General features: G+C 28.0%; 25 protein-coding genes. 17 read left to right on the top strand and 8 right to left on the bottom strand.

Features of this window, described 5'->3' with window-relative positions; all coding sequences use genetic code 11:
- Positions 1-129 precede the first annotated feature (129 nt).
- Together Q0762_RS04915 and Q0762_RS04910 are read right to left on the bottom strand one after the other, a co-directional pair.
- Entirely contained in the window at positions 130-786 is a 657-nt protein-coding gene (locus Q0762_RS04915) for a hypothetical protein (RefSeq protein WP_298764303.1), read from the bottom strand.
- Positions 783-2780 (bottom strand): ATP-binding domain-containing protein, encoded by a 1998-nt coding sequence (locus Q0762_RS04910; protein WP_298764300.1) that lies wholly within the window; start codon positions 2778-2780, stop codon positions 783-785. The genes Q0762_RS04915 and Q0762_RS04910 overlap by 4 nt, the downstream gene beginning before the upstream one ends.
- A 435-nt stretch (positions 2781-3215) precedes the next feature.
- Between Q0762_RS04910 and priA the strand changes: the two genes are divergently transcribed.
- On the top strand, positions 3216-5663 hold the full coding sequence (gene priA, locus Q0762_RS04905) for a primosomal protein N' (protein ID WP_298764297.1): 2448 nt from the start codon (positions 3216-3218) through the stop codon (positions 5661-5663).
- A gap of 111 nt (positions 5664-5774) precedes the next feature.
- Here priA and Q0762_RS04900 read toward each other — a convergent pair whose 3' ends face one another.
- Entirely contained in the window at positions 5775-6995 is a 1221-nt protein-coding gene (locus Q0762_RS04900; RefSeq protein WP_298764295.1) for an outer membrane beta-barrel protein, read from the bottom strand.
- A gap of 131 nt (positions 6996-7126) precedes the next feature.
- Between Q0762_RS04900 and Q0762_RS04895 the strand changes: the two genes are divergently transcribed.
- A complete protein-coding gene (locus tag Q0762_RS04895) occupies positions 7127-7255 on the top strand; it encodes a hypothetical protein (protein ID WP_298764292.1) in 129 nt (42 codons plus the stop codon).
- An 81-nt stretch (positions 7256-7336) separates the two neighbouring features.
- Here the strand turns inward: Q0762_RS04895 and Q0762_RS04890 are convergent, their stop codons facing one another.
- Complete coding sequence (locus tag Q0762_RS04890) at positions 7337-8953, bottom strand: hypothetical protein (protein ID WP_298764290.1); 1617 nt, start codon at positions 8951-8953, stop codon at positions 7337-7339.
- A 238-nt stretch (positions 8954-9191) separates the two neighbouring features.
- Here Q0762_RS04890 and Q0762_RS04885 point away from each other — a divergent pair, with 238 nt between their 5' ends.
- The 9 genes from Q0762_RS04885 to Q0762_RS04845 all read left to right on the top strand — a co-directional run bounded on the left by Q0762_RS04885 (position 9192) and on the right by Q0762_RS04845 (position 15819).
- Positions 9192-9749, top strand: coding sequence for a sigma-70 family RNA polymerase sigma factor (locus Q0762_RS04885; RefSeq protein ID WP_298764288.1), 558 nt, complete (start codon positions 9192-9194; stop codon positions 9747-9749).
- Positions 9736-10599 (top strand): hypothetical protein, encoded by an 864-nt coding sequence (locus Q0762_RS04880; RefSeq protein ID WP_298764285.1) that lies wholly within the window; start codon positions 9736-9738, stop codon positions 10597-10599. The genes Q0762_RS04885 and Q0762_RS04880 overlap by 14 nt, the downstream gene beginning before the upstream one ends.
- Before the next feature lie 31 nt (positions 10600-10630).
- Positions 10631-11731 carry a hypothetical protein gene (locus Q0762_RS04875; protein ID WP_298764282.1) on the top strand — a complete coding sequence of 367 codons (1101 nt, stop codon included), beginning with the start codon at positions 10631-10633 and terminating at the stop codon, positions 11729-11731.
- 205 nt (positions 11732-11936) lie between these two features.
- Positions 11937-13025 carry an alanine dehydrogenase gene (ald, locus tag Q0762_RS04870; RefSeq protein WP_298764279.1) on the top strand — a complete coding sequence of 363 codons (1089 nt, stop codon included), beginning with the start codon at positions 11937-11939 and terminating at the stop codon, positions 13023-13025.
- A gap of 74 nt (positions 13026-13099) precedes the next feature.
- Positions 13100-13957, top strand: coding sequence for a TraB/GumN family protein (locus Q0762_RS04865; RefSeq protein ID WP_298764276.1), 858 nt, complete (start codon positions 13100-13102; stop codon positions 13955-13957).
- Between the two features lie 141 nt (positions 13958-14098).
- Positions 14099-14440, top strand: coding sequence for a 30S ribosomal protein S6 (gene rpsF / locus Q0762_RS04860; protein WP_298764274.1), 342 nt, complete (start codon positions 14099-14101; stop codon positions 14438-14440).
- Between the two features lie 3 nt (positions 14441-14443).
- On the top strand, positions 14444-14740 hold the full coding sequence (gene rpsR, locus Q0762_RS04855) for a 30S ribosomal protein S18 (protein ID WP_298764272.1): 297 nt from the start codon (positions 14444-14446) through the stop codon (positions 14738-14740).
- A 15-nt stretch (positions 14741-14755) separates the two neighbouring features.
- The gene (rplI, locus tag Q0762_RS04850) at positions 14756-15202 is read left to right on the top strand and encodes a 50S ribosomal protein L9 (RefSeq protein ID WP_298764269.1); all 447 of its coding nucleotides are present in this window, start codon (positions 14756-14758) and stop codon (positions 15200-15202) included.
- 149 nt (positions 15203-15351) lie between these two features.
- Positions 15352-15819 (top strand): DUF6495 family protein, encoded by a 468-nt coding sequence (locus Q0762_RS04845; protein ID WP_298764267.1) that lies wholly within the window; start codon positions 15352-15354, stop codon positions 15817-15819.
- A gap of 95 nt (positions 15820-15914) precedes the next feature.
- Here Q0762_RS04845 and Q0762_RS04840 read toward each other — a convergent pair whose 3' ends face one another.
- Entirely contained in the window at positions 15915-16595 is a 681-nt protein-coding gene (locus tag Q0762_RS04840) for an NAD-dependent deacylase (RefSeq protein WP_298764265.1), read from the bottom strand.
- Between the two features lie 55 nt (positions 16596-16650).
- Between Q0762_RS04840 and Q0762_RS04835 the strand changes: the two genes are divergently transcribed.
- On the top strand, positions 16651-17328 hold the full coding sequence (locus Q0762_RS04835; protein ID WP_298764263.1) for an RNA methyltransferase: 678 nt from the start codon (positions 16651-16653) through the stop codon (positions 17326-17328).
- A gap of 158 nt (positions 17329-17486) precedes the next feature.
- Here the strand turns inward: Q0762_RS04835 and Q0762_RS04830 are convergent, their stop codons facing one another.
- The 3 genes from Q0762_RS04830 to tsaE all read right to left on the bottom strand — a co-directional run bounded on the left by Q0762_RS04830 (position 17487) and on the right by tsaE (position 19570).
- Complete coding sequence (locus tag Q0762_RS04830) at positions 17487-17855, bottom strand: DUF4258 domain-containing protein (protein WP_298764261.1); 369 nt, start codon at positions 17853-17855, stop codon at positions 17487-17489.
- Positions 17856-17958: 103 nt separating this feature from the next.
- Positions 17959-19155, bottom strand: coding sequence for an alanine dehydrogenase (locus Q0762_RS04825; protein WP_298764259.1), 1197 nt, complete (start codon positions 19153-19155; stop codon positions 17959-17961).
- A 7-nt stretch (positions 19156-19162) separates the two neighbouring features.
- Positions 19163-19570 carry a tRNA (adenosine(37)-N6)-threonylcarbamoyltransferase complex ATPase subunit type 1 TsaE gene (gene tsaE / locus Q0762_RS04820; protein WP_298764257.1) on the bottom strand — a complete coding sequence of 136 codons (408 nt, stop codon included), beginning with the start codon at positions 19568-19570 and terminating at the stop codon, positions 19163-19165.
- A gap of 123 nt (positions 19571-19693) precedes the next feature.
- Here tsaE and Q0762_RS04815 point away from each other — a divergent pair, with 123 nt between their 5' ends.
- From Q0762_RS04815 to Q0762_RS04795, 5 genes are all read left to right on the top strand, one after another.
- The gene (locus Q0762_RS04815) at positions 19694-19882 is read left to right on the top strand and encodes a hypothetical protein (RefSeq protein WP_298764255.1); all 189 of its coding nucleotides are present in this window, start codon (positions 19694-19696) and stop codon (positions 19880-19882) included.
- A gap of 197 nt (positions 19883-20079) precedes the next feature.
- Entirely contained in the window at positions 20080-20466 is a 387-nt protein-coding gene (locus Q0762_RS04810) for an alpha/beta hydrolase (RefSeq protein WP_298764252.1), read from the top strand.
- Positions 20467-21159 carry a LuxR family transcriptional regulator gene (locus tag Q0762_RS04805; protein WP_298764250.1) on the top strand — a complete coding sequence of 231 codons (693 nt, stop codon included), beginning with the start codon at positions 20467-20469 and terminating at the stop codon, positions 21157-21159.
- Between the two features lie 110 nt (positions 21160-21269).
- Entirely contained in the window at positions 21270-21971 is a 702-nt protein-coding gene (locus Q0762_RS04800) for a hypothetical protein (RefSeq protein WP_298764248.1), read from the top strand.
- Positions 21972-21982: 11 nt separating this feature from the next.
- On the top strand, positions 21983-23632 hold the full coding sequence (locus Q0762_RS04795; RefSeq protein WP_298764246.1) for a hypothetical protein: 1650 nt from the start codon (positions 21983-21985) through the stop codon (positions 23630-23632).
- Positions 23633-23659 lie beyond the last annotated feature (27 nt).

Genomic DNA, 23659 nt, shown 5'->3' with positions numbered 1-23659 from the left:
GACGGTTTTTATCAATTTTTTTGCGCTGATTAAGAACCTAGTTTCATAATTAATTACTGACGAAGAAAATACGCGAGGATTTTCGTAAATAGGCCGAAAACTAGCCATTAATTATACACGTTGCTATCTCTAGTTTTTTAGGTAATCACAATCAGTTTGTCTGTTTAACAAATCAATAAATTGAACCGTCTTTATAGCTCTTTTCAATCCAATTTTAAAAGTAGCTCCATTTGTATAAAACAAATCGTAATGATCAAGAGGATGCCTATGTGGTTTACCTTTATCTTTTGCTTCTTGATGTCCAATAGGATCATTATCATATCGAATATAACCATCTTCATACAACATAAGTTCTCTTATAAAAAACCATAAATCTTCATCATTATCTTCATTTTTTAGCTCATCGAGAGAATCTGCAAAACCAAGTACACAATCGTCTTCAAAGCTATTACAGTTAATAGCAGATTTTGTTTGAGATATTAAATAAGAGTTTACGTTTATGTTGTTTTTGAAAGACAAATCTAAATTTCCATTTATTTCATTAACAATAAAAGGAAATGCAATTGAAAATGATTTCTTTTCCGAAATGAAAAACAATCTACTCATTTTATCAACAACTAATTTAATTTGCCCTTTTGATTCGTTTTGTTTAAGTTTCGGATTTGATATAATATATCTACTGGCTTCAAGTAGAATATTGATAACTTGAATTTTAGTCTTTACCCTTACTTTAGGAAAGAAAAGATCTTTAGAAACTATGTCTATGTTAAAAGTCCAATCTTTCATTTGCTGTAAAACTCTTTATTTGCATTTATAAATCTAACAGTTTGATCTTTGTCAAATTGTTCAATATCAGTTTGTGTTATAGCTTTTTCTATTTTTTTTCTAAACTCATATACTATTTCAAGTTCATCAAAAATTTCGGTCAAAAATTCTTTATAAGATATATTTCTTTTATTCTGTAGCCTAACTAGTGTATTATTTATTTCCTCCTTTTCAATTTCTGTAGGTTCCTTTGTTTTTATTTTATTCTCTTTGTTGATTGTTTTTAATCCCTCTTTTAAAATATTCAATCCGTCTTCTTCTTTTTGAACTAATAGATAAGACTGTATAAAAGATCTTGTAAGCATTGTGTATAGGATATTTCTATATCGATAAGTGTTTTTAATAGAATATGTTATACAAATTACAAAAGGAAACTCTAAACCCTTAACATTATTAGGATTTGTAATGTAGAGTGCATCATTAGTTTTTTCCTTTGTTTCTACACCTCTGTTTACTTTCCAATTAAGCTTGTTTGAAATAGCATAACTTAATTTGTCGATGTAATCATATATTTTACTATTATCGTCTAATATTATAATTCCAACATCTTCTGGTTTTACGGTTGGATGAGTTTTTTTAATATCTTTAAGAATATTAATTACATTTGTTATTTTCGTTGAATCTTGAATAATAGTACTTTTGAAGTCTTCGGTATTCAAATCTTCAAATCGCCTTATTGGTTCCCTAGATAATTCAATTTCATTATTTTGAGATTTATTCATTTTATAACCTAATGCATTCCAATATGAATCTTCAAACCAATTAAGTTTTTTCTCTTCAAAAAGTCCTAAACCAATTGAGTGTGCAAACATTAAGGTTCTTGGGTCAGTTCGATAACATCTATTGAGAATTATATCTACTTCCAACTCGGTTTCTTTAGTGTTTTCAAAAATGTCTTGAAAAATATCTCCAGCGATATAGACTTTTTTACTTGCTACTTTTTCACACAATTCAAAAAAAACGTTTGGAAAATCTTGCCTTTCATCAATTAAAATATAATCAAAAGCATATTTAAAATTTGATTCATCGATTTTGTTAATATGTTCGAGTGCTTGACTGAAAATTTTACTATAATTCGTGGAAGAACTATATCTCAAAAAAGGAATGTTATAAAAATCACATAAATAACTATATAAACCTGAATTTATATCTCTTCTTGATCCCCAAGCTCTATTTACCCATAATTTAGAATTCCATTCAATTTGTTTTTCTACTTTCATAAAGTTGAAAAAAGAAGGTATTCTGCTTCTTAAAGTATTCGCTAAAGCAATATTATGACAAGTGAAGAAAATTTTAGCTTTTTCTTCGGTTACATATAATTCTTTTAATTTATGTAATAATAATTCGGTTTTTCCTGTGCCTGAAAGACCTTGTATAGAAACAGTCTTATTTGTGAATTTTTTATAAATGAATCTAGTTTGGTCACCGTCGAACAGTATAATATTCTGCTTTACTCTTTCAAGTATTGAGCTAGGTTCTTCCGCACCAATTTTGGCTATGTCATTTATACTTCCAGTAAGTAGTGATATTAATAATTCTCCTACTCTGTATTTATCTGAATCTAATTCATTCTGTTTTAGTAATTCAGATATTGATATTTCCCTATTATAATTTTCCTTTACTGTTATGTTTTTTTTCCATTCTCTAGGTCTGCCGATAAAATCTTTATAATTATACTTATCAGATATGTAGCTTAAATCCTCAATAAAATCTTCATAGAATGTTTCGAAGTCATCATTATCATCTTTTAGGTTTAGAAATATAATTTTATGTTTTGGTGATAATAAAACTATTGCGTTTTCAGAATATTCATATTCGTATTTTTCACCTAAAGGTGAGTCCAATAAATATACTTGTCTATCATTTTTCTTATTAGTATATTTTCTAATACTTTCAATGATATTCTTATTTAAGTCATTTTCCTTTATATGGCTGTAGAATAAGCTTTGTTCCATTTTTCTGTTGTTTGTTTAAATTAGAGCTAACTTTAACACGAATATGCAACGTTTTAATGTTTCACCTCCATAGTTAGCGAAGTTAGAATTTTTATAATAGAAAATCAACAATGAAAACAACTGTTTTCAAAAATTGTTTCAGGGAAATAATAAATTTTCAATCTTTAAACGCACTTACTTTTATTCTCAATAATTTCTGCATTTTTAGTTGTTTAAAGTTCTTAAAAATTAAGATTTCCTAAACCTAAGCTTTTTTATTTCAAAATTAATATTGTTTTTAAAACGTCTTAAAATAACTTCATTTTATGTAATTTTGATTTCTAAAAATTCATGGAGCATGTCAGTTCGAGTGATTCCGATTTTTCATCGGAATTGTATCGAGAACTTTTTTAATGTCAAGACATTTTTATCATTTCAATAGAAAAACCAATTTAAGTGACAAACCATTTTATAGACCTTATTTTACCACTTCCACTTCAAAATACATATACTTATAGTGTTACAGAAGAAGAAGCAAATTTCTTGCAAAAAGGAATGCGTGTGGCAGTTTCTTTTGGGAAAACTAAAATGTATACAGGTTTGGTTTTTAACATCCATACAACTGCACCAACTTTGTATGAAGTCAAAGATATTCATCAAATTTTAGATGAAACACCTTTGGTAAACGAGTTGCAATTGCAACATTGGCAATGGATTGCGAATTATTATATGTCTTCTTTGGGTGAAGTGTATAGAGCGTCTTTACCATCAGCTTTTTTATTAGAAAGCGAAACAATTATTAGTAAAAACATTGCGTTTACAGAAGAATCTATTTTAAGCGATGAAGAGTTTTTAATTTTTGAGGCTATGCAACATCAATCTCAACTTACCATTCACCAAGTTGCAGATATTTTAGGAAAGAAAAAAGTAATGCCCGTTGTAAATTCTTTAATTAAAAAATCAGCAATATTCATAAAAGAAGAAATTTACGAAACTTACAAACCAAAATTGGTAAAATACGTTCGTTTAAATGCAAATTATAATTCAGATAATGCTTTAAATACGTTGTTAGAAGAGTTGTCTAGAGCTAAAAAACAAAGAGAAGCCGTTTTAAGTTTTTTTCAATTATCAACCACAAAAAAACCGATAAAAGCCAAAGATTTAGAAAAATCTGCAAATGTTTCTGCATCAATTTTAAAGTCTTTAGTAGATAAAAATATTTTTGAATTTTATGAAATTCAAACAGATAGAATTCAGTTTAAAGGAGATACAAACGATTTAAAAACGCTTAATGAGCATCAACAAAAAGCACTTTTAGAAATTAAAGAAACGTTTACAAAAAAAGATGCAACACTTTTACACGGAATTACAAGTTCTGGAAAAACAGAAGTGTATACAAAACTGATTCAAGAAGTTTTAGATGCAGGCAAGCAAGTGTTGTTTCTATTGCCAGAAATTGCGTTAACTACTCAAATTATAACACGATTACAGTTTTATTTTGGCGATCAAATTTCTGTATTTCATTCTAAATATTCTATAAACGAAAGGGTAGAAGTGTGGCACAATGTTTTAGAAAACAAGACCAAAGCACGCATTATTTTAGGCGCAAGATCTTCGGTTTTTTTACCTTTTTCTAACTTAGGTTTAATTGTGGTAGATGAAGAGCATGAAACTTCTTACAAACAATTTGAACCTTCGCCAAGATACAATGCTAGAGATGCTGCCATTGTTTTGGCAAAAATGCACAAAGCAAAAATATTGTTAGGTTCTGCAACTCCTTCTTTAGAAAGTTATTTTAATGCGCAACAAAATAAATACGGTTTTGTAGCTTTAAATAGACGTCATGGAAATGTACAATTGCCCAAAATAGAACTGATTGACGTAAAAGAAAAGCATAGAAAAAAGGAAATGACAGGTCATTTTTCTGATAGAATGCTCAAATTAATTCAAGAAGCTTTAGATGAAAAAGAGCAAATAATTTTATTTCAAAACAGGCGTGGTTATTCGCCAGTGGTAGAATGTAAAACTTGTGGTGTTTCTCCAGAATGCCCAAATTGCGATGTTACCTTAACTTATCATAAATACAAACACGAGTTGCGTTGCCATTATTGCAATTACCAACGTGCAATGCCAAATAGTTGTGCAGCTTGTGGTAGCAATACTTTAGATACCAAAGGTTTTGGAACAGAGCAAATTGAGTTAGAACTTAAAGATTTATTTCCAGATTATAAAATTGGCAGAATGGATTTGGACACGACTCGTGGTAAATTTGGTTATCAGAAAATAATTGGTGCTTTTGAAGCCAAAGAAATAGATATTTTGGTGGGTACACAAATGCTTTCTAAAGGTTTAGATTTTGAGAATGTTTCTTTGGTTGGCGTTTTAAATGCAGATACCATGCTGAATTATCCAGATTTTAGAGCGCATGAACGTGCTTATGATATGATGGTGCAAGTTTCTGGTAGAGCAGGACGTAGCAAAAAACAAGGAAATGTTGCCATACAAACGTTTAATCCTTATCATAAAATATTGCAACAAGTTTCTACTACAAATTATACAGAAATGTATAAAGAACAATTGCAAGATCGTTGGCAATATAAGTATCCACCTTATTTTAGGTTGATAAAAATTACCTTAAAACATAGAGATTATAACAAAGTAGATACTGGTGTAAATTGGCTATTTAAAGCTTTATATACTTCTTTTGGAGAAAACGTTTTAGGACCAACTGCGCCAGCAGTTGCTAGAATTAGAAATCAGTATATTAAAAATATTGTGATTAAAATACCGCCAAAACAAAGTTTAGCAAACACAAAAGCACAAATTTCTAAAATTAGAAACACGTTTGAAGCTGTTAAAGATTTTAGACCAATACGTTTTATTATTGATGTAGATGCTTATTAATTTAGCTAAATTATGTCAAAAAAAAATTAGGATATAACTGTTTATAACTATTAATTGAAATTGCCTAAACCATCTCTTTAATTTTAGAAAAAAGCTTTTAGGAATAAAATTTTAAAAAATATTATAACTTAAAATTATAGAAGTAGCATTAAAACTACTTTCTATTGTAACAAAATTAGTTGTAAGATCTCTTGCAGAATAATATCTTAATTCAACACTAAGCTTGTTGTTATATTTGTAACCTACTCCAAAAGCATAATTGATGTTCGTTTTTATATCAAAATTTAGTGGCCTATTTACAATAGCAGCAATTGATCTAATCTCTGATTCCATTGTAAAATTTGGAACATAAAAACTATTTACAAAAAACTTAGATTTATCGTTTAAATACATATAATATCTAAGACCAATTGGTATATCTATAGCACTGTAATTTATTGTGGCAGAATTATCAGCCTCTGTTATCCTTTCCGTTAAATCATTATACATAGATGAGTAAGAAAGGTAGCTAGGGTTTACTACAATAGCCCACTTATTGTTATTAAAACCCATTACATACTCTGCTTCAACTCCAAAACCAAGTGCTATTTTGTTATCAAAACTTTCATTAAATCTTGGTTGAGAAATTGAAAAACCAAAAAAATTAGCATTTGCATTTATACCTAAATTAAATTGTGCCTTAGACTTTTTAGTGTTTTCCTTTGTGTAGTTCACAAAAGTGGCATTTTCACAATTATTATAATCTTCAAATAATTTAATTAATTTGCTACTTTTATACTCTAATTTTATGACACGATTTTTTTTGATATCGCTACATTTTAAATTATTTAATATTTGTTGCTTGAATCTTTCGTTTTTTTTGATGGTAAATCTATCTGCAGACGAATAACTTTTAAATACAAGTTGTTCTATGTTTTCTGTTTTATAGAAAAAACGAAGAAGACCAGGTTCAGCATATTTATAAAGACTTGCTTTTCCTTTTATTAATACTTTTAAAAATAATTGTTCATCAGTAAATTTAACTTTTTTGTTTAAACTAAGCTCTTTGTAGTTTTCACTAGACCTATCGATTTTAACAGTATGTCTCTCGTATTTAGAAATTTTATAAATTTCAAATTCCTTTACATTTTCTATTGTTGCAGTATTTTTTTTACCATTTAAAGACAATTTGTAAATAATATTATCTGGATTGTAAAGTAAATCTAAGTGTTTAATATAACATTCTATTCGTTCATCAGAATTATTGATAAAATATCCTTTTTCAAAAGAATTCTGACAATAAAAACTTATAGAATAGAAATTAATTAGTGTAATAAAAATAATTTTTTTCATGTTATTTTTTATAGAAATAGTAAAAATGATATTTAAAATATTTTAAATTTTTAAAGATAGATTTTGTAAAGTTGACAAAAATACTTTTGTAATTTATTACAAAAGTAAGCAATAAATAAGTTATAAATATTGTGATTAAAATTTCGCCAAAACAAAGTTTAGCGAATACAAAAGTACAAATTTCTAAAATTAGAAACACGTTTGAAGCGGTTAAAGATTTTAGACCAATACGTTTTATTATTGATGTAGATGCTTACTAGGAAAACTCAATTTTTTAAAGTTGAAATGCACTAAAAACGATAAGTTAAATAAAGCTCAATTTTACTGTTTGATGTAAATTTTTATAATTTCCTAAAATCTAACAAGTTTATTTTTTTGTTTTCAATACCAAAATCAAAAACTTTTATTTTTTTAGATTCTAGCTTTTTACCCCAATTAAAATAAGTAGTAACTTTTAAGGTTGTAGGGCTATATTTATGATTTCCTAAATAGGTGAAATTTACTAATAAATTTGTATTAGCCAATTGTTCAATTACAATTTCTTTAGCAGTATATCCATTTTTTTTCTGGTGATTATACAGTTCGTTATTTTCAGAAATAGAATTTTCAAGGTTAAAAATTTCTCCATTCTCATTTACAAATTCAAGAATAAACTCGGCATCAGAAGTATTCCATTCAAAAACCATTCTAACATCATAATTTTTTACTTTTTTAGCATCTGCTATTTTAATTTTAGCAGCATTGTTAAGAGAATCTTTAGTATAGGTTGTTTTAATTTCAGAAGTAATCATATCGCCAATATCATCATTTTCTATTTTTAAACCGTTTTTAAAATACAGTTTGTAAATCATCCAAAAATTTTTAAATTGATTTAAGTTTAAGTAACTCTGTGCAAGATCTCTGTAAGATTGTTTGTAATTGGGTCTTAAAGTTGCTACTTGTTTATAAAGGTTTAATGCCTTGTTGTATTCTTTTAAAGCATCATATTTGTACGCTATTCTTTTTAGTTCTTCTGCATTGTTTTTTACATGTTCGCTGTAATTTTTTAATAGCATTAAAATGTTTTCTTTATCCTTTGTTTCTTTACTTAAAAAATTTAATACGGTAAATAAATAGTTGGCTTGGTGTTTTTTATCTTGTTTGTTAAATGTTTCTAGAATTTCATCAACATTTTTAGTCTTTTTAAATTCTTTTAAATATTTAGGTAGAAAAGTTTTTAATTTTTGATAAGGAATTGCATCATTTTGATAAAAATCTTCATCAGAAAAATAGGCATTATTAAAGTTGATGTTTTTTACTTTTCTGTAATTTATATTTGTTTTTATTTTTACAATAAAGTTTTGGTAAAAGGGCTTTATCAGATAAACTTCTTTAATTTCTTCAATAAATAATGGTAAAGGTATGTCGTATAAATAACCATCAATAGACCATTTAATAGGACCATTAAGCTCATTTTCTTTAACGTACAAAAGGTTTTCTTTATATTGATTTTGTTTTGTATGCAGAAAAGAAACTTGCTCTAAAATAGCATCTGTAACAGAAAAAGCATTGGTGTTTAGGCTGTCTAATTTAATTTTAGTCACATACAAATCAAGGTTTTTTGCGCCAATTTTGCTACCTCCTAATTTTAAAGAATTGTTTTTGTTTAATTTGTGATTTGCATCATTTTGTGCTAATTTTAAATTTAATGTACTTGTAAGATCTTCAATATAAATAGCTATGGTTTTAAAACCAATATGATTGTACTCTAAAGTTTTGCCAACACTTGTTTTAATTTCATAAAAACCTTTAGCATTGGTAAATACAATTTTGTTAGAATTTAATTCTTTAACAGCAACATAAGGCAACGGTTTGTCTTTAAAAGTGATAAAACCAGAAATTGTTTTTAAATTATTTGGTTGTGCTACAATAGCTAAGGAAAATACGAGTAATGTTGTGGTAAGTATTTTTTTAATCATGTTAGCAAGGTATCAAAATTTATACCAAAATTCGCTCATAATAGTTTCAATAAAAAAGTAGTACGTTATAAATTAAACACTAACTATAGTTTAATTTTAAAGCTATAATTAAAGGAATTGCTACAATTAAATTACAATAGATTAGGAACAAATTAAAATTAAAATAATAATTAGGCAACCTTTTTAAAACTTTGGTAGTCTATATATTTGTAAGGCAACAACAACCAAACCCAAAAGCTTGAAAATTATAAAATTACAAAGCGAGAAATTGTTAATTAAAAAGGCAATTGACAACAAAAGAGAAGCGCAAAAACAATTATTTGAGCAACATTCTCCTAAAATGTTAGGCGTTTGTAGGCAATATGTAAAAGATTTACATCATGCAGAAGATTTAATGCTACAAGGCTTTTTAAAGGTTTTTAAAAACTTAGATAAATTTAAGTTTCAAGGTAGTTTTGAGGGTTGGGTAAGAAAAATTATGGTGAATACTTGTATTTCTTATTTGCGTAAAAAAAATATTTTCGATTTAACAGATGAAGAATATGTTTTTAATGATGCAGCCACAGAAAGTTTAGAAAATACAAGTGTAGCAGACATTCAAAAATTAATAGACAGTTTGCCAGAAGGTTACAAAATGGTGTTTAATTTATATGCCATAGAAGGTTATAAACATTCAGAAATTGCTCAAAAATTAAGCATTTCAGAAAGTACATCAAAATCGCAATTATTTAAAGCACGTAAATTATTGCAACAAAATTATACTAAAATGAATACAATAATTCATGAAAACGAATAAAATAGATCAAGAAATAAAAGACAAATTAGCAAGCAGAACATTTGCGCCATCGGCATCTGCCTGGGATCGTTTGTCTGCGCAATTAGATGAGCAACCCAAACAAAAAAAGAAAGCTTGGTTTTTTTATGCAAGCTATGCAGCCAGTATTTTGTTACTAATTTATGCAGGTTTTTATGTTTTTTCTAAAGATAAAATTCAAGGAAAACCAATAGAAAAAATTATTGTAAATCAACCAATAAGTATAGATACAGTTTCAATTAAAAATAAAATAGACAAAGTTTTTAAAGAGATAAATGAAGCGCCAGTTATTGTAGCAAAAGATATTTTAGAAAACAAAGAAGAGCAAATAGTAAAACAATCAAAAACTAGAAAATATAACAGAGCTAAATCAGAAATTGCTAAAACAGAAAACACAGAAAATAACAAGTTGAGTGTTAAAACCAATTTAACAATTAACAAAGAGGAATCAAACAAGCGTAACTTAAAAAAAGAAAATACACTTGTTGTAAAAGCTGATAAAGAATTGCAAGAAATAACAACGAACAAAAAGGAAAAGAAAAAGGAAAATAAGATTACAATTAAAGTAAATGGTGCAGATTTGTTATTCGCGGTAACACACACTAACCAAGAAGTAAAAGCCTATTATGCTAAATATGATGTAACCAGAGAACAGGTTTTAAAAACAATTAAAAGTGAGCTCAAAAAAACAAATTTAAAAGTAGATCCTGAAACAATTTTAGCAGAAGTAGAAAACACTATTAATGATGATGTTTTTAACAATAACTTTTTAAATGCATTAAAACGAAGGGTGTCAGACATTGCATTTGCAATAGCAACAAGAAATAATTAATGAAACGAAACAAAAAAATAAATTTAAAATCATGAAAAAAACAATACTTATAGTCGTTCTTTTGGTAACAACATTAGTTACCGCCCAAGAAAAAACATTTGAAAAAGAAGTGCGTAAAATTGCAAAACGCATAGAAATTATTACCAAAACACAAAAAGATTCTTTAAAAACAAAAGTGCTTGCAATAGATAAAAGATTAAAAAAAGGAGAAATTTCTGAAAATACTGCAACATCTTTAAAAAATGATGTGGCAGCTTACCATGCATCGCAAATAGAAATTAAAGTGAGTGAACAAGAGCGTTTGTTACAAATACTTGTGCAACATAAAACAAACGGTAAAATTGCCAGTGAAAATTTAGACGATTTAGATGATGATGAAATAAATGTTTTTAAAGTAGGCAATAAAACCTTTCGTTTTAAAATAGATGAAAATAATGATGAGAATGATGATAAACGTAAAAAAGGAACACAAAAAAGAAGTCAGAACAGAAGAACAACAAGTCAGTTTATTTTTGCCATGGGTGTAAATAATGTTTTAGAAGACCATAAATTTAGTTCTTTAAACGATTCTGACTATCAGTTTTGGAGATCTCGTTTTTATGAAGTGGGTTTAAGCTGGAAAACCAGATTTACAAAAGACGCTTCACAATTATATTTTAAATATGGTGTTTCTTTTCTTTGGAATAATTTAAGGCTAGAAAACAACCAATTCCACGTTAAAAATGGAGATGTTACAACAATAGAAGTTTTTCCAAGAGACTTGTCTGAAAGTAGATTAAGACATGTACAAATGAATTTTCCTGTGCATTTAGAATGGGATTTGTCTAAAAACAAAAAATATAAAGATGGTTTTGTTTATGATAGATCTAATGAATCTGTAAGAATTGGTTTAGGTGGTTTTGTAGGTTTTAAATTAGGAACCAGACAATATTTAGATTTTAGAGATATCAACAATGCAGAAATAGAACAAATACAATATAATAATTTTAATATGAATACTGTAAATTATGGTTTAAGTGCTTATGTTGGTTATAAATCTACTAGTTTATATTTGAAATACGATTTGAATCCACTCTTTAAAAACACAGAAACAAGAAATATTTCTATGGGTGTAAGATTTGATTTGGATTAAAGAATTTTAAAAAATAGTTTAAAAGTCAGACCTTAACGTCTGACTTTTATTTTTTCCATAATTTTTAACTTCAAATTCTTAATTTACATAGCTTTTTAAGATAAAAATACATAAAATCGTAAAAATTAAGTAAGCCAATGAATTCAATAGATATCAAAAAAAAAGAATGTAAATTTATACGCTTAAAATATCTAATTTAAGCAAAATGAAAATCGGAATTCCTAAAGAAATCAAAAACAACGAAAGTAGAGTAGGTATGACACCTGCTGGAGTTTTAGAATTAACCAAAAAAAATCATACAGTTTACATACAAACCACTGCAGGCGAAGGTAGTGGTTTTTTTGATGCACATTATTTAGAAGTAGGTGCTACAATTTTACCAACTATAGCAGAAGTTTATAGTAAAAGTGATATGATTGTAAAGGTAAAAGAACCAATTGCAGAAGAATATCCTTTAATTAAAGAAAATCAAATTGTTTTTACGTATTTCCATTTTGCATCTAGCGAACCTTTAACAAAAGCAATGATTAAAAGTAAAGCAATTTGTATTGCTTATGAAACCGTAGAAGATACAGAAGGTACTTTGCCATTATTAACACCAATGTCTGAAGTTGCAGGTAGAATGGCCATACAACAAGGTGCAAAATATTTAGAAAAACCTGTAAAAGGACGTGGAATTTTGTTGGGTGGTGTGCCAGGAGTTACACCAGGTAAAGTACTAGTTTTAGGTGCTGGAGTAGTAGGTGTACAAGCAGCAAAAATGGCAGCAGGTTTGGGAGCTCATGTAACTATTATGGACATTAATATGAAACGTTTACGTTATGTAAATGATGTTTTACCAAACCATGTAATTACCGCTTTTTCTAGTGAATATAGTATAAGACAACTTATAAAAACACACGATTTAATTGTAGGTGGCGTTTTGGTAAAAGGAGGTAAAGCACCAAAATTAATCACCAAAGATATGCTAAAAGAAATGAGACCAGGAACCGTTGTTGTAGATGTTGCAGTAGATCAAGGAGGCTGTATTGAAACTACAAAACCAACAACGCATGAAAACCCAACTTACATTATAGACGATGTTGTGCATTATTGTGTTGCAAATATGCCAGGAGCAGTGCCTTACACATCTACAATTGCACTAACCAATGTTACTTTACCGTATATTTTAAAATTAGCAAATAATGGTTGGGAAAAGGCTTGCGAAATAGACAAAAGTTTAGCTAAAGGTTTAAATATTATAAAAGGAGCTGTTGTTTATGAAGAAATAAATGAGGCGTTTGATTTAAATTAGATATTCTATTAAAAAGTTTTTTGTAACAAAAATATTTTTTAAACACTAATACATCAAACTTAAAAATTATAAAAATGAAAAAAAATATTTATTTCTTAACTGCATTCTTTTTTTATGGAACAACCATGTTTTCTCAACAATTAGAAAATGCCACACTTTGGCAAATTACAGGAAAAGATTTAACAAAACCATCCTACCTTTTTGGAACCATTCATATTACTTGTGATGCTACATTAAGCGAAGATGTTATTGAAGCTTTAGATAAAACTACCCAAGTTGTATTAGAAATTGATATGGATGATCCTGCTTTACAATCTAAAATGATGAGCAAAGTTTTTATGAAAGAAGGAAAAACTTTAAAAGACTTTGTAAATGAAGAAGAATATACCATGATAGATTCTCTATTGATAAAAAATGTAGGAATGTCTGTAAAAATGTTAGAAAGAATGAAACCTTTTTTTATTAGCACATCTTATTTGACTAAATTAATAGATTGCCCAATGGAATCCTTTGAAGCGGAACTTGTAAAAGTTGCTAAATCTCAAAACGAAGAAGTAAAAGGTTTAGAAACTATAGAAGACCAACTGCAGGTTTTTGATGATATATCTTATCAAGATCAAATTAATGATTTAGTTAAAAGTGCAAAAGATAATTTGGCATCAGATAAAGAGAAAATTAAAGTTTTATTGGAAATTTATAAATCGCAAAATATTACTAAAATGTTTAATGTAATGTTAGAAGATGATAGCGCTACAGCAAAGCACATGGATAAATTGTTAGATAATAGAAATACAAATTGGATTCCTAAAATAGCACTTTTTGCCAAAGAACAACCTACTTTTTTTGGTGTAGGAGCAGGACATTTAGCAGGAAAAAAAGGAGTTATTAATTTGTTAAGAAAAGCAGGTTATACAGTTACTGCAGTTCAATAATTAGATATTTTGTTGAAATGATCTAAAAATCAAACAATTACATTTTATGAATTCTTTTGTTTATATGTTTTATAAACATTGTAAGAATTAAAAAAGTTAGTATATTTGCACCCTTAAAAATAAACATTAAATTATTAATTTATGAATCATTACGAAACTGTTTTCATATTGAATCCCGTTTTATCTGATACTCAGATAAAGGAGACAGTACAAAAGTTCGAAGATTATTTAGTTTCTAAAGGAGCTAAAATGGTCGCTAAAGAAGATTGGGGCTTAAAAAAATTAGCTTATCCAATCCAAAAGAAAAAAAGTGGTTTTTACCATTTATTCGATTTTGAAATCGCTGGAGAAGAGATTTCTGCATTTGAGTTAGAATTTAGAAGAGATGATAGCGTTATGCGTTATTTAACTGTTAAATTAGACAAACATGCAGCTGCTTGGGCAGAAAAAAGAAGAGAACGTGTTAAATCTACAAAAAAATAACAAATGGCATCAATAGAACAACAAGCAAAAGGTGGTAAATCTGCTGACGTTAGATATTTAACGCCATTAGATATAGATACTAAAAAAGAATCTAAATACTGTAGATTTAAGAAAAAAGACATCAAATATATTGATTATAAAGATGCAGATTTCTTAATGTATTTAGTAAATGAGCAAGGTAAAATTTTACCAAGACGTTTAACAGGAACATCATTAAAATATCAACGTAAAGTTGCTCAGGCAATTAAAAGGTCGCGTCATTTAGCGTTAATGCCTTATGTTGGTGATTTATTAAAATAATAAAGACGTACAGACATGGAATTGATATTAAGACAAGACGTAGAAAATTTAGGATTTAAAGATGATGTTGTAGACGTTAAAAACGGATATGGTAGAAACTTTTTAATTCCTTCAGGACAAGCTGTTTTAGCAACTTCATCTGCTAAAAAAGTATTAGCAGAAAACTTAAAGCAACGTGCTTATAAAGAAGCTAAAGTAATTGAAGATGCTACTAAATTAGCAGAAACAGTTAAAGGTTACGAAATTAAAATTACATCTAAAACAGGTTCAGGAGACAAATTATTTGGTTCTGTAAACAATATAGATTTAGCAAACGCTTTAGAAAAAGCAGGAACTGCAATAGACAAAAAGTTTATTAAAGTTGTTGGTGGTTCTGTTAAAAGATTAGGTAAATACGACGCTTCTGTAAGATTACACAGAACTGTAGTTGCAGATATTACTTTTGAAGTTATTGCTGAATAGTAATAAAATTATTTTAGAGTTTACTCTAAATTTAGAAAAGCTCGTTAGAAATAACGAGCTTTTTATTTGTAACAATGTTATGAAAATAAAAGTATAAAAAATACACAAACCAATGCCTTCTTCCGCTTTGGCAGAATTAAACCAGGCTTATGAAATACAGACAACTTACTAAAGAACAATTTGAAAGTTTACACAAAGAATTTGCACATTTTTTAGCTTCCCAAAGTATAGATGTAAAAGAATGGAACCAAATTAAAAAAGAAAAACCAGCAGTTGCAGAAGAAGAAATGAATGTTTTTTCTGATGTTGTTTGGGATGATGTTTTAAACAAAACCCAATATGTAGAACATTTTTCTAAAACATCTGCCAATTTGTTTAAGTGTGCAGATGAAGAAATACATAGAATTGCTATAAAAGTTACTTGGGATATTGATTTATTAGAACAAAAAGGTTTTGAGTGGTTAATGCAAAATCCTATGGATAATTCTGTAGAAATTTTTAGAGGAACCAAACCTTATCATTCAGAAAGAAATAAAGAAATTTTTGATTTAATAGAAAAAGGTAGTAACATTTCTAAAGGAGAAATTTACGAGTATTTCAATAATTTAATTTCGTAAAAACGAATAGTAAGTTTAATTAATTTCAAACTTGCAACTTATAAAACCTAACTATAATTGATAGCTTTTCTTTCATAAAAATCAAAAAAGATTAATTAAGATAATAATTCAAGCAACTGATTTGTTCCTGTACTGGCAACATTTTCTATAATGCTTAAATTATTAAAATCATTTTTTGATACAGAAGGTTTTGGGTCTATAAAATAAATTGGTGTATTGGGTTTTATATAATTAACCAAACTAGCTGCAGGATATACTTGCATAGAAGTACCAATTATCACTAAAATATCTGCAGTTTTGGTAATTTCTATGGCTTTATCTAACATGGGCACCATTTCGCCAAACCAAACAATGTGTGGTCTTAATTGGCTTCCATTTTTACATAAATCGCCTAAAACCAAGTCTTTTTTCCAGTCTAAAATTAGATTTTCATCTATAGTGCTTCTTACTTTTAAGAGTTCGCCATGTAAATGCGTTACGTTTTTACTTTTTGCTCTTTCATGCAAATCGTCTACATTTTGAGTAATAATTTCTACGTGAAAATTATGTTCTAACGTTTTTAAATTTAAATGTGCTAAGTTGGGTTGCACTTTTAACAACTGTTTTCTGCGTTGGTTGTAAAATTCTAACAACAATTCTGGGTTGTTTGCAAAACCTTGTGGAGTGGCAACTTCCATAACATCGTGGCCTTCCCATAAACCATCTGCATCTCTAAAGGTATTTATACCGCTTTCTGCAGAAATTCCTGCGCCTGTTAAAATTACTATTTTTTTCATTTAATTTATAAAAATCATTATTGGTTATAAAAATAATAATTTTAAGTTTGTAATTATGATTGATGCGCATTTATTAACTTATTTTGAAGGTTTTTTAACTGAAAAAAGAAAAGCACTTTTTAAAACTGTTTTAGAGCAAAGAACAAGGCATTTTACTGTGGTTTTAGAAGATATTTTTCAGCCACACAATGCAAGTGCAGTTGTGAGAACTGCTGATATTTTTGGTGTGCAAGATGTGCATGCAATTGAAAATAAATATACGAATAAAGTGTCTAGGCATGTGGCCAAAGGTTCTCAAAAATGGATAACATCTAAACGTTATAAAACAGATGGAGATAATACCAAAATTTGTTTGGATAGTTTAAAGGAAAAAGGGTATCAAATTATTGCAACTACGCCACATAATGATTCTTGTTTGTTACAAGATTTTGATATTACAAAAAAATCTGCTTTTGTTTTTGGAGTAGAAGCAGACGGTGTTTCTGATTATGTACTAGAAAATGCAGATGGTTTTTTAAAAATACCTATGGTTGGTTTTACAGAGAGTTTAAACATTTCTGTTGCTGCTGCTATTATTTTACAACACGTAACTACAAAATTGAGAAATTCTAATATAAACTGGCAATTATCTAAAAAAGAAAAAGAGGTTTTATATTTTGATTGGGTAAAAAAAACAATTAAAAATGTAGCTAAAATAGAAGAAAGATATTTAAATTCTCAAGAACTTAAGTAAATAATGCTAGCCCTGATTGCAACGGCATCCTTTTTATGCTTTTCTAAATTTTAAGATTGCTTATTTGGAATAAAAACAATTTTTAAAAATAACAAATGCTAAAACTAAAGGAGCATAAAAAGATATAGTGGAAAGCAGGAAATGGCTTCAAAAAACCATTATTGTTTGATAACTTTTTCTATGGTTGCAGAAGAATCACAACGTTTTACAAGTAAACTTATATTGTTTAATTCTTTTTTACCTGTAATAAAATAGTCTGCACAAGGTTTGTTTCTTGGGTTTCCTTTGCTAAAATCTACATCGCCAGTTTTTAGAATGGTACTAATTTTTGCGGTATCTATTTTAAAACGATCCATTGCTGTTTTTGCATCATTAGTAAACAAACGTTTTTTAATTCTGATGGTTTTTAATGTTCTAGCATCCATACCATAATCAAAACTTGCATTTTTCTTTTGCCAAAAGAAATAAACTCCTACAGAGCCCAAAGAAACTCCTATTAAATAATAAAAAATACGTTTTACAAGCATGGTAATAATTTAGTTTGCAAATTTAAGTTAATGCTGGTTAGCATTTATAGTTAAGAAAGATAATTTTGAAAAAATATTGCTAAAATTTAGGGATTATTTTTACTTAAAAGATTAGTAAATTAATGTCTCTAAATGGCAAATCGAACCAATTGGCTACTGTTTTGTTTGTTAAAATACCATGGTAAGCGTACATACCGTCTCTAAGGCTTTTGTTAAATCTTGCTGTATTTTCAAAGCCGCCTTCTTCTGCAATATGCAATAGGTAAGGGGTAAAAATATTACTAATAGATACAGATGCAGTTCTGGAATATCTTGCAGGAATATTAGGTACACAATAGTGTATAACACCATGTTTTACAAAAGTTGGTGTTTTGTGTGTGGTTACATTAGAAGTTTCAAAACAGCCACCTCTGTCTATAGCAACATCTACTAAAATTGCACCTTCTTTCATACGTTGTACCATTTCTTCTGTGGCACAAATAGGACTTCTGTTTTTACCACGAATGGCACCAATGGCAACATCACAGCGCATTAAAGCTTTTGCAATAGATTTTGGTTGCAATGTAGATGTGTAGATTGGGTAGTTTAAACAATCTTTTAACTTTCTTAGTTTACTTATAGAATTGTCAAAAACTTTTACTCTGGCACCCAAACCAATAGCCGTTTTTGCTGCATATTCACCAACTGTTCCTGCACCAAAAATAACCACACTAGTGGGTGGTACGCCACCAATGTTTCCAAATAATAAACCATTTCCCTTGTTTGTTCCGCTCATTAATTCTCCAGCAATTAATATAGAGGCTGTTCCTGCAATTTCGCTAAGCGATTTTACAACAGGATAGGAGTTATGGTCGTCTTTAATATAATCAAAAGCAATTGCTGTAATTTTCTTTTTTACTAAAGCTTCAAAATAGGTTTTAGATTGTGTTTTTAATTGTAAAGAAGAAATTAAAATGGTTTTTGGGTTTAGGTATTCAATTTCTTTTTCTGTTGGTGGTGCAACTTTTAATACAATATTGCATTTAAAAGCTTCTTCTGCATGATAAGAAATTTTTGCGCCAGCGTCTGAATATTCTTTATCGGTAAAATTTGCGCCATCTCCTGCACCTGTTTCTATGACAACTCTATGGCCATTTGCAGACAAAGCAGTAACAGCATCTGGTGTTAAACAAACTCTTTTTTCGCTTAAATAGGTTTCTTTAGGTAAGCCAATATAAAGTTCTCCTTTTTGTTTTTTAACTTCTAATTTTTCTTCTTGTGGAATTAATTCTTCTTTACTAAAGGGAGAAAACTGACTCATGTTAGGTTTATTTTAGTTGAATGTTTCGTTGACCATTTTCTAAAGTAGACAAATGGATTTCAACAGCATCTAAAGGTAATAAATTTTCTACATTTTGTGGCCATTCAATTAAACACCAGCAATTATTATATAAATAATCTTCTATTCCCATATCTAGAGCTTCATTTTCATCTGTGATTCTATAAAAATCGAAATGAAAAACGCTTTCTTTTGATTTGGTTTCATACTCGTTTACCAAAGAAAAAGTAGGAGAGGAGATATTGTCTAAAACACCTAATTGTTTGCAAATTTCTTTAATTAAGGTGGTTTTGCCAACACCCATTTCTCCATAAAATAATAAGGTTTTATATTTTACAGATGTAATTATTTCTTTTGCAATTTTTGGTAATTCTTGTAAAGAATAGGTTGTATTCATAATGCAAAAATAGTATTGTTTTTTTATTATATCAATAAAAATAAGCTAGTTCGTAACAAAAAGTTAATGTTTTTGAACATATTTTTTTGAAGAAACAAGAATATTTTGTTTTTTCGTATTGCTATGAAAAAAATAATAAAAAAAGGAGGTAAAGAAGGTGCAATAATTTTTCTACACGGCAATTCTTCTTCTAGTTCAGTTTTTGAACACGTACTTAACTCAGATCAGATTCAGCAAACAAAAATTGCAATAGATTTACCAGGACATGGTACAAGTGCAGACGACTATAAAAATCTAAAGAGTTTACTGTAGATTTTTTTAAAGAAAAATTAATTACTTATATCAATTCCATAGGTGAGCCTATTTTATTAGTTGGTAATTCTTTAGGTGGTCATTTAGCTATTGAAATAGCCAATAGCATTTATGAGCTAAAGGGTTTACTAATTTTTGGAACTCCGCCAGTAAAAAAGCCAATTAATTTTGAAGAAGCTTTTTTACCTGTACCAGCTTTGCAAACTTTTTTAACAGAACAACCATCTTTAAAAGAAGTTGAAACTGCTGCAGAAATTGCTGTTTTTAATAATAAAAATGCTGTTAATATTGTTACAGATTTCAAGCAAACAAATCCCATTGTTAGAAAATGTATTGCAGAAGACATTTTAGGAGATAAACTATCTAATGAATTTGAAATTTTCACAAAATTAAATATTCCTAAATTTATAATTGTTGGTGATGCAGATGCTTCTGTTAATTCTAATTATTTGGAGCATGTTTTGAATAATAGTGAGAATTATTGTGAGATATTTCGATTTAAAAATTGTGGGCATTATGCAAGTTTAGAAAAGCCAAACGAGTTTTTACTGAAGTTGCAAAGAATTGCGAAAAAAGTATTTTAGATGAAAAAATTTAGCGAAAAAGAATTTTTTACTCAAAACGAGCATTTCTCATTTCGTTTAAGAAATTTATATTTAGAAAATAAAGTTCAATTTTATCAATTGGCAGATTATTTACCAAACCCTATTTACATCAATAAAATAGAAAGTTGCGATCATATTTATTTTAGTGATTCGTTTTTCAGTTATGGCAAAGAAATTGAAAACTTATTTGAATTTGGTGGTAAGTATTTACCTTCTATTTCTGAACCTTTTTTATTAGAAAAAGCGAAGAAAAAAGCGAGGGAATTTCAAAAAACAAACGATCATAATTCTATTTGTAATTTCTTGCAATGTGTTTCCTTAAACAATACAATGACGCATTACTTAACCAACAAAGCTTTAATTGATAACGAAATATCTTTAAATACCACTTTATTTCCAGATCAAATGGGCGTCCTTTCTAAACTTTTTAATAGTATTGTGCCAGAGCATAAAAATTGTATGTTATTTTGGCAGCGTTTTCAAAGTTTAACCAAACAAGAGAAAGTTATTCTACAACTAGTTGTAAATGGAGCCAATAATAAACAGGTTGGGGAACATTTATTTATTTCTAAACATACTGTTATTACTCATAGAAAAAATATTTATAAAAAATTAGATGCTACTTCTTTAGCAGATTTAATTAAGTTTTCTATGGTTTTAGAGTTATTGTAATACTCAATTTCATAAAATTTACCTTTTAAAAAATACCTAGAAGTAGGTATTGTAGTTTTTATAAGTTCAAATTAATTTTGAACCGATAAAACTAACCTAAAATTAAAACTATGAAAAGAAACATTTATGCTTGTATTTTTTGTTTTTATTTTGTTTCAATATCATTTGGACAAAATAAGAAAGAAGAGATAGAAGATATTGAGCATCAAAAAGTAAGAAAAAATGCAATAGCAATTACTGGAGGAACCACAGGAATAGGGTTTGAGTATGCAAGGTATTTAACTCGTAAAATGACTTTAAGACTTAAATATAATAGTTTAAATGTAGAGAATTATGAAATTAATGATTTTGAATTAGATGGACAGAATACAGATTTTGTATTAAATCTAAAAAATAAAAGCTACGATTTTTTACTTGAATACAAACCTTTTAATTCTTCTTTTAAATTGGTTTTTGGAGCTGGTTATTTTACAGATTTTTCTATATCGGGTAATTTGTCTTTTGATAGCGAACAAAAAGTAGGAGATATTACTTTAACCAAAGAAGATTTTGGAGACATACAAATAGACGCAAACTGGAATAGTAGTTTTGCTCCATATCTAGGTTTAGGTTTTGGAAGAGCAATTCCTAATAAAAGGTTAGGTCTAGCATTAGAAGTTGGTGGTTATTTTATTGGAGAATCAGAGGCCACATTGGTAGGTACAAGATTACTAACACCTACAGAAGAAGAAAATAAAGAAACCATTAAAGATGGTTTTAGTAAATTAACCATAATACCAAATATTCAATTAAAATTAGCTTACAGTTTTTAAAATAAATAATTATGAAAAAAATAAAAAAATACAATGTAATATTATTAGGAACACTATTATTGTTTTCTTTTGTTTTAATAATATCTTGTGAGAATCCTTTAAAAGATTTTAAAGTAGCAGTAGATACCGCAGTTTTTGATAAAAATATTCAAATCACAGTTTTTGACCCTGTAAATCCAATAAATTTAGATGGTAGTAATAAATTAAATATAGAATTGTTAGGAGAAGATGCTACCAAAATTGTTTCTGATGGTGGATCTAAAACAAACTTTCCATTAATAGATGGTGTACTTCAATTAGCGGTAAATCCTGCCTATAATACAGAAGATTTAAGATTTATTGTTAGGGTAAGTGGTAAAGACTATCTAACAACAACAATACCAGTAAACATTAATCAAAATGATACTTTAGTAAATATATTTGCAAATATTGTGAATATTAAAGATACACCAAATGGAGTAAGTTTAATTGAATCTATAAAACCACTTAAAGATAATAAATTAAATGAAGATTTAATTGTAATTACAGACGATTCTGGAGAGAATGAATTTACACAGGTAGAAATTATAAAAGATACAGAATTTAGAGATGAAGCTGGAAATGAGCTTTCTAATTCAGGAGATTTAAAAGTTAGAGTGGTTAATTTTGATAGTCAAATAGATGAAAGTTTAAACTCTTTTCCTGGTGGTTTTTCTCCTGATTCTGTTGAGTTAGAAAACGGAGAAATTGACAATGAAGGCTCTTTTTCTACTGCTGGTTTTGTTTCTATAGATATGTTTGTAGGTGGGGTAGAAGTAAAAGAATTTTCTAAGCCTATAACTATTACTATGGAAGTTGACAGAGATGTTGTAAATCCAAATACAGGAGCAAAAGTAAAAATAGGAGATCTTTTACCTGTTTGGTCTTATAGTAAAGATGATGGTGTTTGGAAATATCATACAGAGACGATTATTCAAGAGAATAATCAAGGTAATTTATTTGTAAAATATACTACCACACATTTATCTTGGTATAATTTAGATTATTGGTTAAGAGGTTGTGATGATTATAGAAGGTTTGATGTGAAAATTTCTGCACCTGGTGTAACAAGAGAAAATGGTTATAGATTAGCGACATCTTTAGTTTATGCAGGGACTAATCAAAATGTTAGTTATAAATCAAATAGAACTGCAAATTTTTATGATGGTAAATCTTTTGGATATTATAGAACACCTAATACAAACCTGCAATTTGTTGTTTATGAGGGTAGCTCTACTTACGCTAAAGGAAAAGAAGTGTATCGTTCTAATATTTTTAATGGGTGTGATTTTAATCAAATAAGTATCAATTTAAATGATTTTAAAAATAATTTACCTCCACAGATTGTAAATGTAAATATAAATTTTTCTGGAGTGTGCGATTCTAGAATTATAAAACCATCTTCTTTCTTGTATATGTTAGAAGACTACACTAATTATAGAGGTCAAATTTACAAAAGAAGTAAATATGTTGGTTATATAAGAAGAGGGAAAATTACCTTATATAACATTACTTTAAACAAAGAATACGAATTTCAGACATATTATAAAGGAAGAGTATATAATCATAAATATACATTTACCTCTGAAAATGTGGATTTAGAAAACTTTGTTATTCCTGATGACTTATGCAACAGTATTTAAAAATATAAATCTAATTATTTGAGTTTG

Source organism: uncultured Polaribacter sp., assembly GCF_947495205.1.
GTDB lineage: Bacteria > Bacteroidota > Bacteroidia > Flavobacteriales > Flavobacteriaceae > Polaribacter.
This window is presented reverse-complemented; position numbering and strand designations above follow the sequence as displayed.

Bases quoted from the DNA above. Each gene is read 5' to 3' on its own strand.
- Q0762_RS04915 (WP_298764303.1), bottom strand. From the start codon at position 786: ATGAAAGATTGGACTTTTAACATAGACATAGTTTCTAAAGATCTTTTC.
- Q0762_RS04910 (WP_298764300.1), bottom strand. From the start codon at position 2,780: ATGGAACAAAGCTTATTCTACAGCCATATAAAGGAAAATGACTTAAAT.
- Q0762_RS04900 (WP_298764295.1), bottom strand. From the start codon at position 6,995: ATGAAAAAAATTATTTTTATTACACTAATTAATTTCTATTCTATAAGT.
- Q0762_RS04890 (WP_298764290.1), bottom strand. From the start codon at position 8,953: ATGATTAAAAAAATACTTACCACAACATTACTCGTATTTTCCTTAGCT.
- Q0762_RS04880 (WP_298764285.1), top strand. From the start codon at position 9,736: ATGAAAACGAATAAAATAGATCAAGAAATAAAAGACAAATTAGCAAGC.
- Q0762_RS04875 (WP_298764282.1), top strand. From the start codon at position 10,631: ATGAAAAAAACAATACTTATAGTCGTTCTTTTGGTAACAACATTAGTT.
- ald (WP_298764279.1), top strand. From the start codon at position 11,937: ATGAAAATCGGAATTCCTAAAGAAATCAAAAACAACGAAAGTAGAGTA.
- Q0762_RS04865 (WP_298764276.1), top strand. From the start codon at position 13,100: ATGAAAAAAAATATTTATTTCTTAACTGCATTCTTTTTTTATGGAACA.
- rpsF (WP_298764274.1), top strand. From the start codon at position 14,099: ATGAATCATTACGAAACTGTTTTCATATTGAATCCCGTTTTATCTGAT.
- rpsR (WP_298764272.1), top strand. From the start codon at position 14,444: ATGGCATCAATAGAACAACAAGCAAAAGGTGGTAAATCTGCTGACGTT.
- rplI (WP_298764269.1), top strand. From the start codon at position 14,756: ATGGAATTGATATTAAGACAAGACGTAGAAAATTTAGGATTTAAAGAT.
- Q0762_RS04845 (WP_298764267.1), top strand. From the start codon at position 15,352: ATGAAATACAGACAACTTACTAAAGAACAATTTGAAAGTTTACACAAA.
- Q0762_RS04840 (WP_298764265.1), bottom strand. From the start codon at position 16,595: ATGAAAAAAATAGTAATTTTAACAGGCGCAGGAATTTCTGCAGAAAGC.
- Q0762_RS04835 (WP_298764263.1), top strand. From the start codon at position 16,651: ATGATTGATGCGCATTTATTAACTTATTTTGAAGGTTTTTTAACTGAA.
- Q0762_RS04830 (WP_298764261.1), bottom strand. From the start codon at position 17,855: ATGCTTGTAAAACGTATTTTTTATTATTTAATAGGAGTTTCTTTGGGC.
- Q0762_RS04825 (WP_298764259.1), bottom strand. From the start codon at position 19,155: ATGAGTCAGTTTTCTCCCTTTAGTAAAGAAGAATTAATTCCACAAGAA.
- tsaE (WP_298764257.1), bottom strand. From the start codon at position 19,570: ATGAATACAACCTATTCTTTACAAGAATTACCAAAAATTGCAAAAGAA.
- Q0762_RS04815 (WP_298764255.1), top strand. From the start codon at position 19,694: ATGAAAAAAATAATAAAAAAAGGAGGTAAAGAAGGTGCAATAATTTTT.
- Q0762_RS04805 (WP_298764250.1), top strand. From the start codon at position 20,467: ATGAAAAAATTTAGCGAAAAAGAATTTTTTACTCAAAACGAGCATTTC.
- Q0762_RS04800 (WP_298764248.1), top strand. From the start codon at position 21,270: ATGAAAAGAAACATTTATGCTTGTATTTTTTGTTTTTATTTTGTTTCA.
- Q0762_RS04795 (WP_298764246.1), top strand. From the start codon at position 21,983: ATGAAAAAAATAAAAAAATACAATGTAATATTATTAGGAACACTATTA.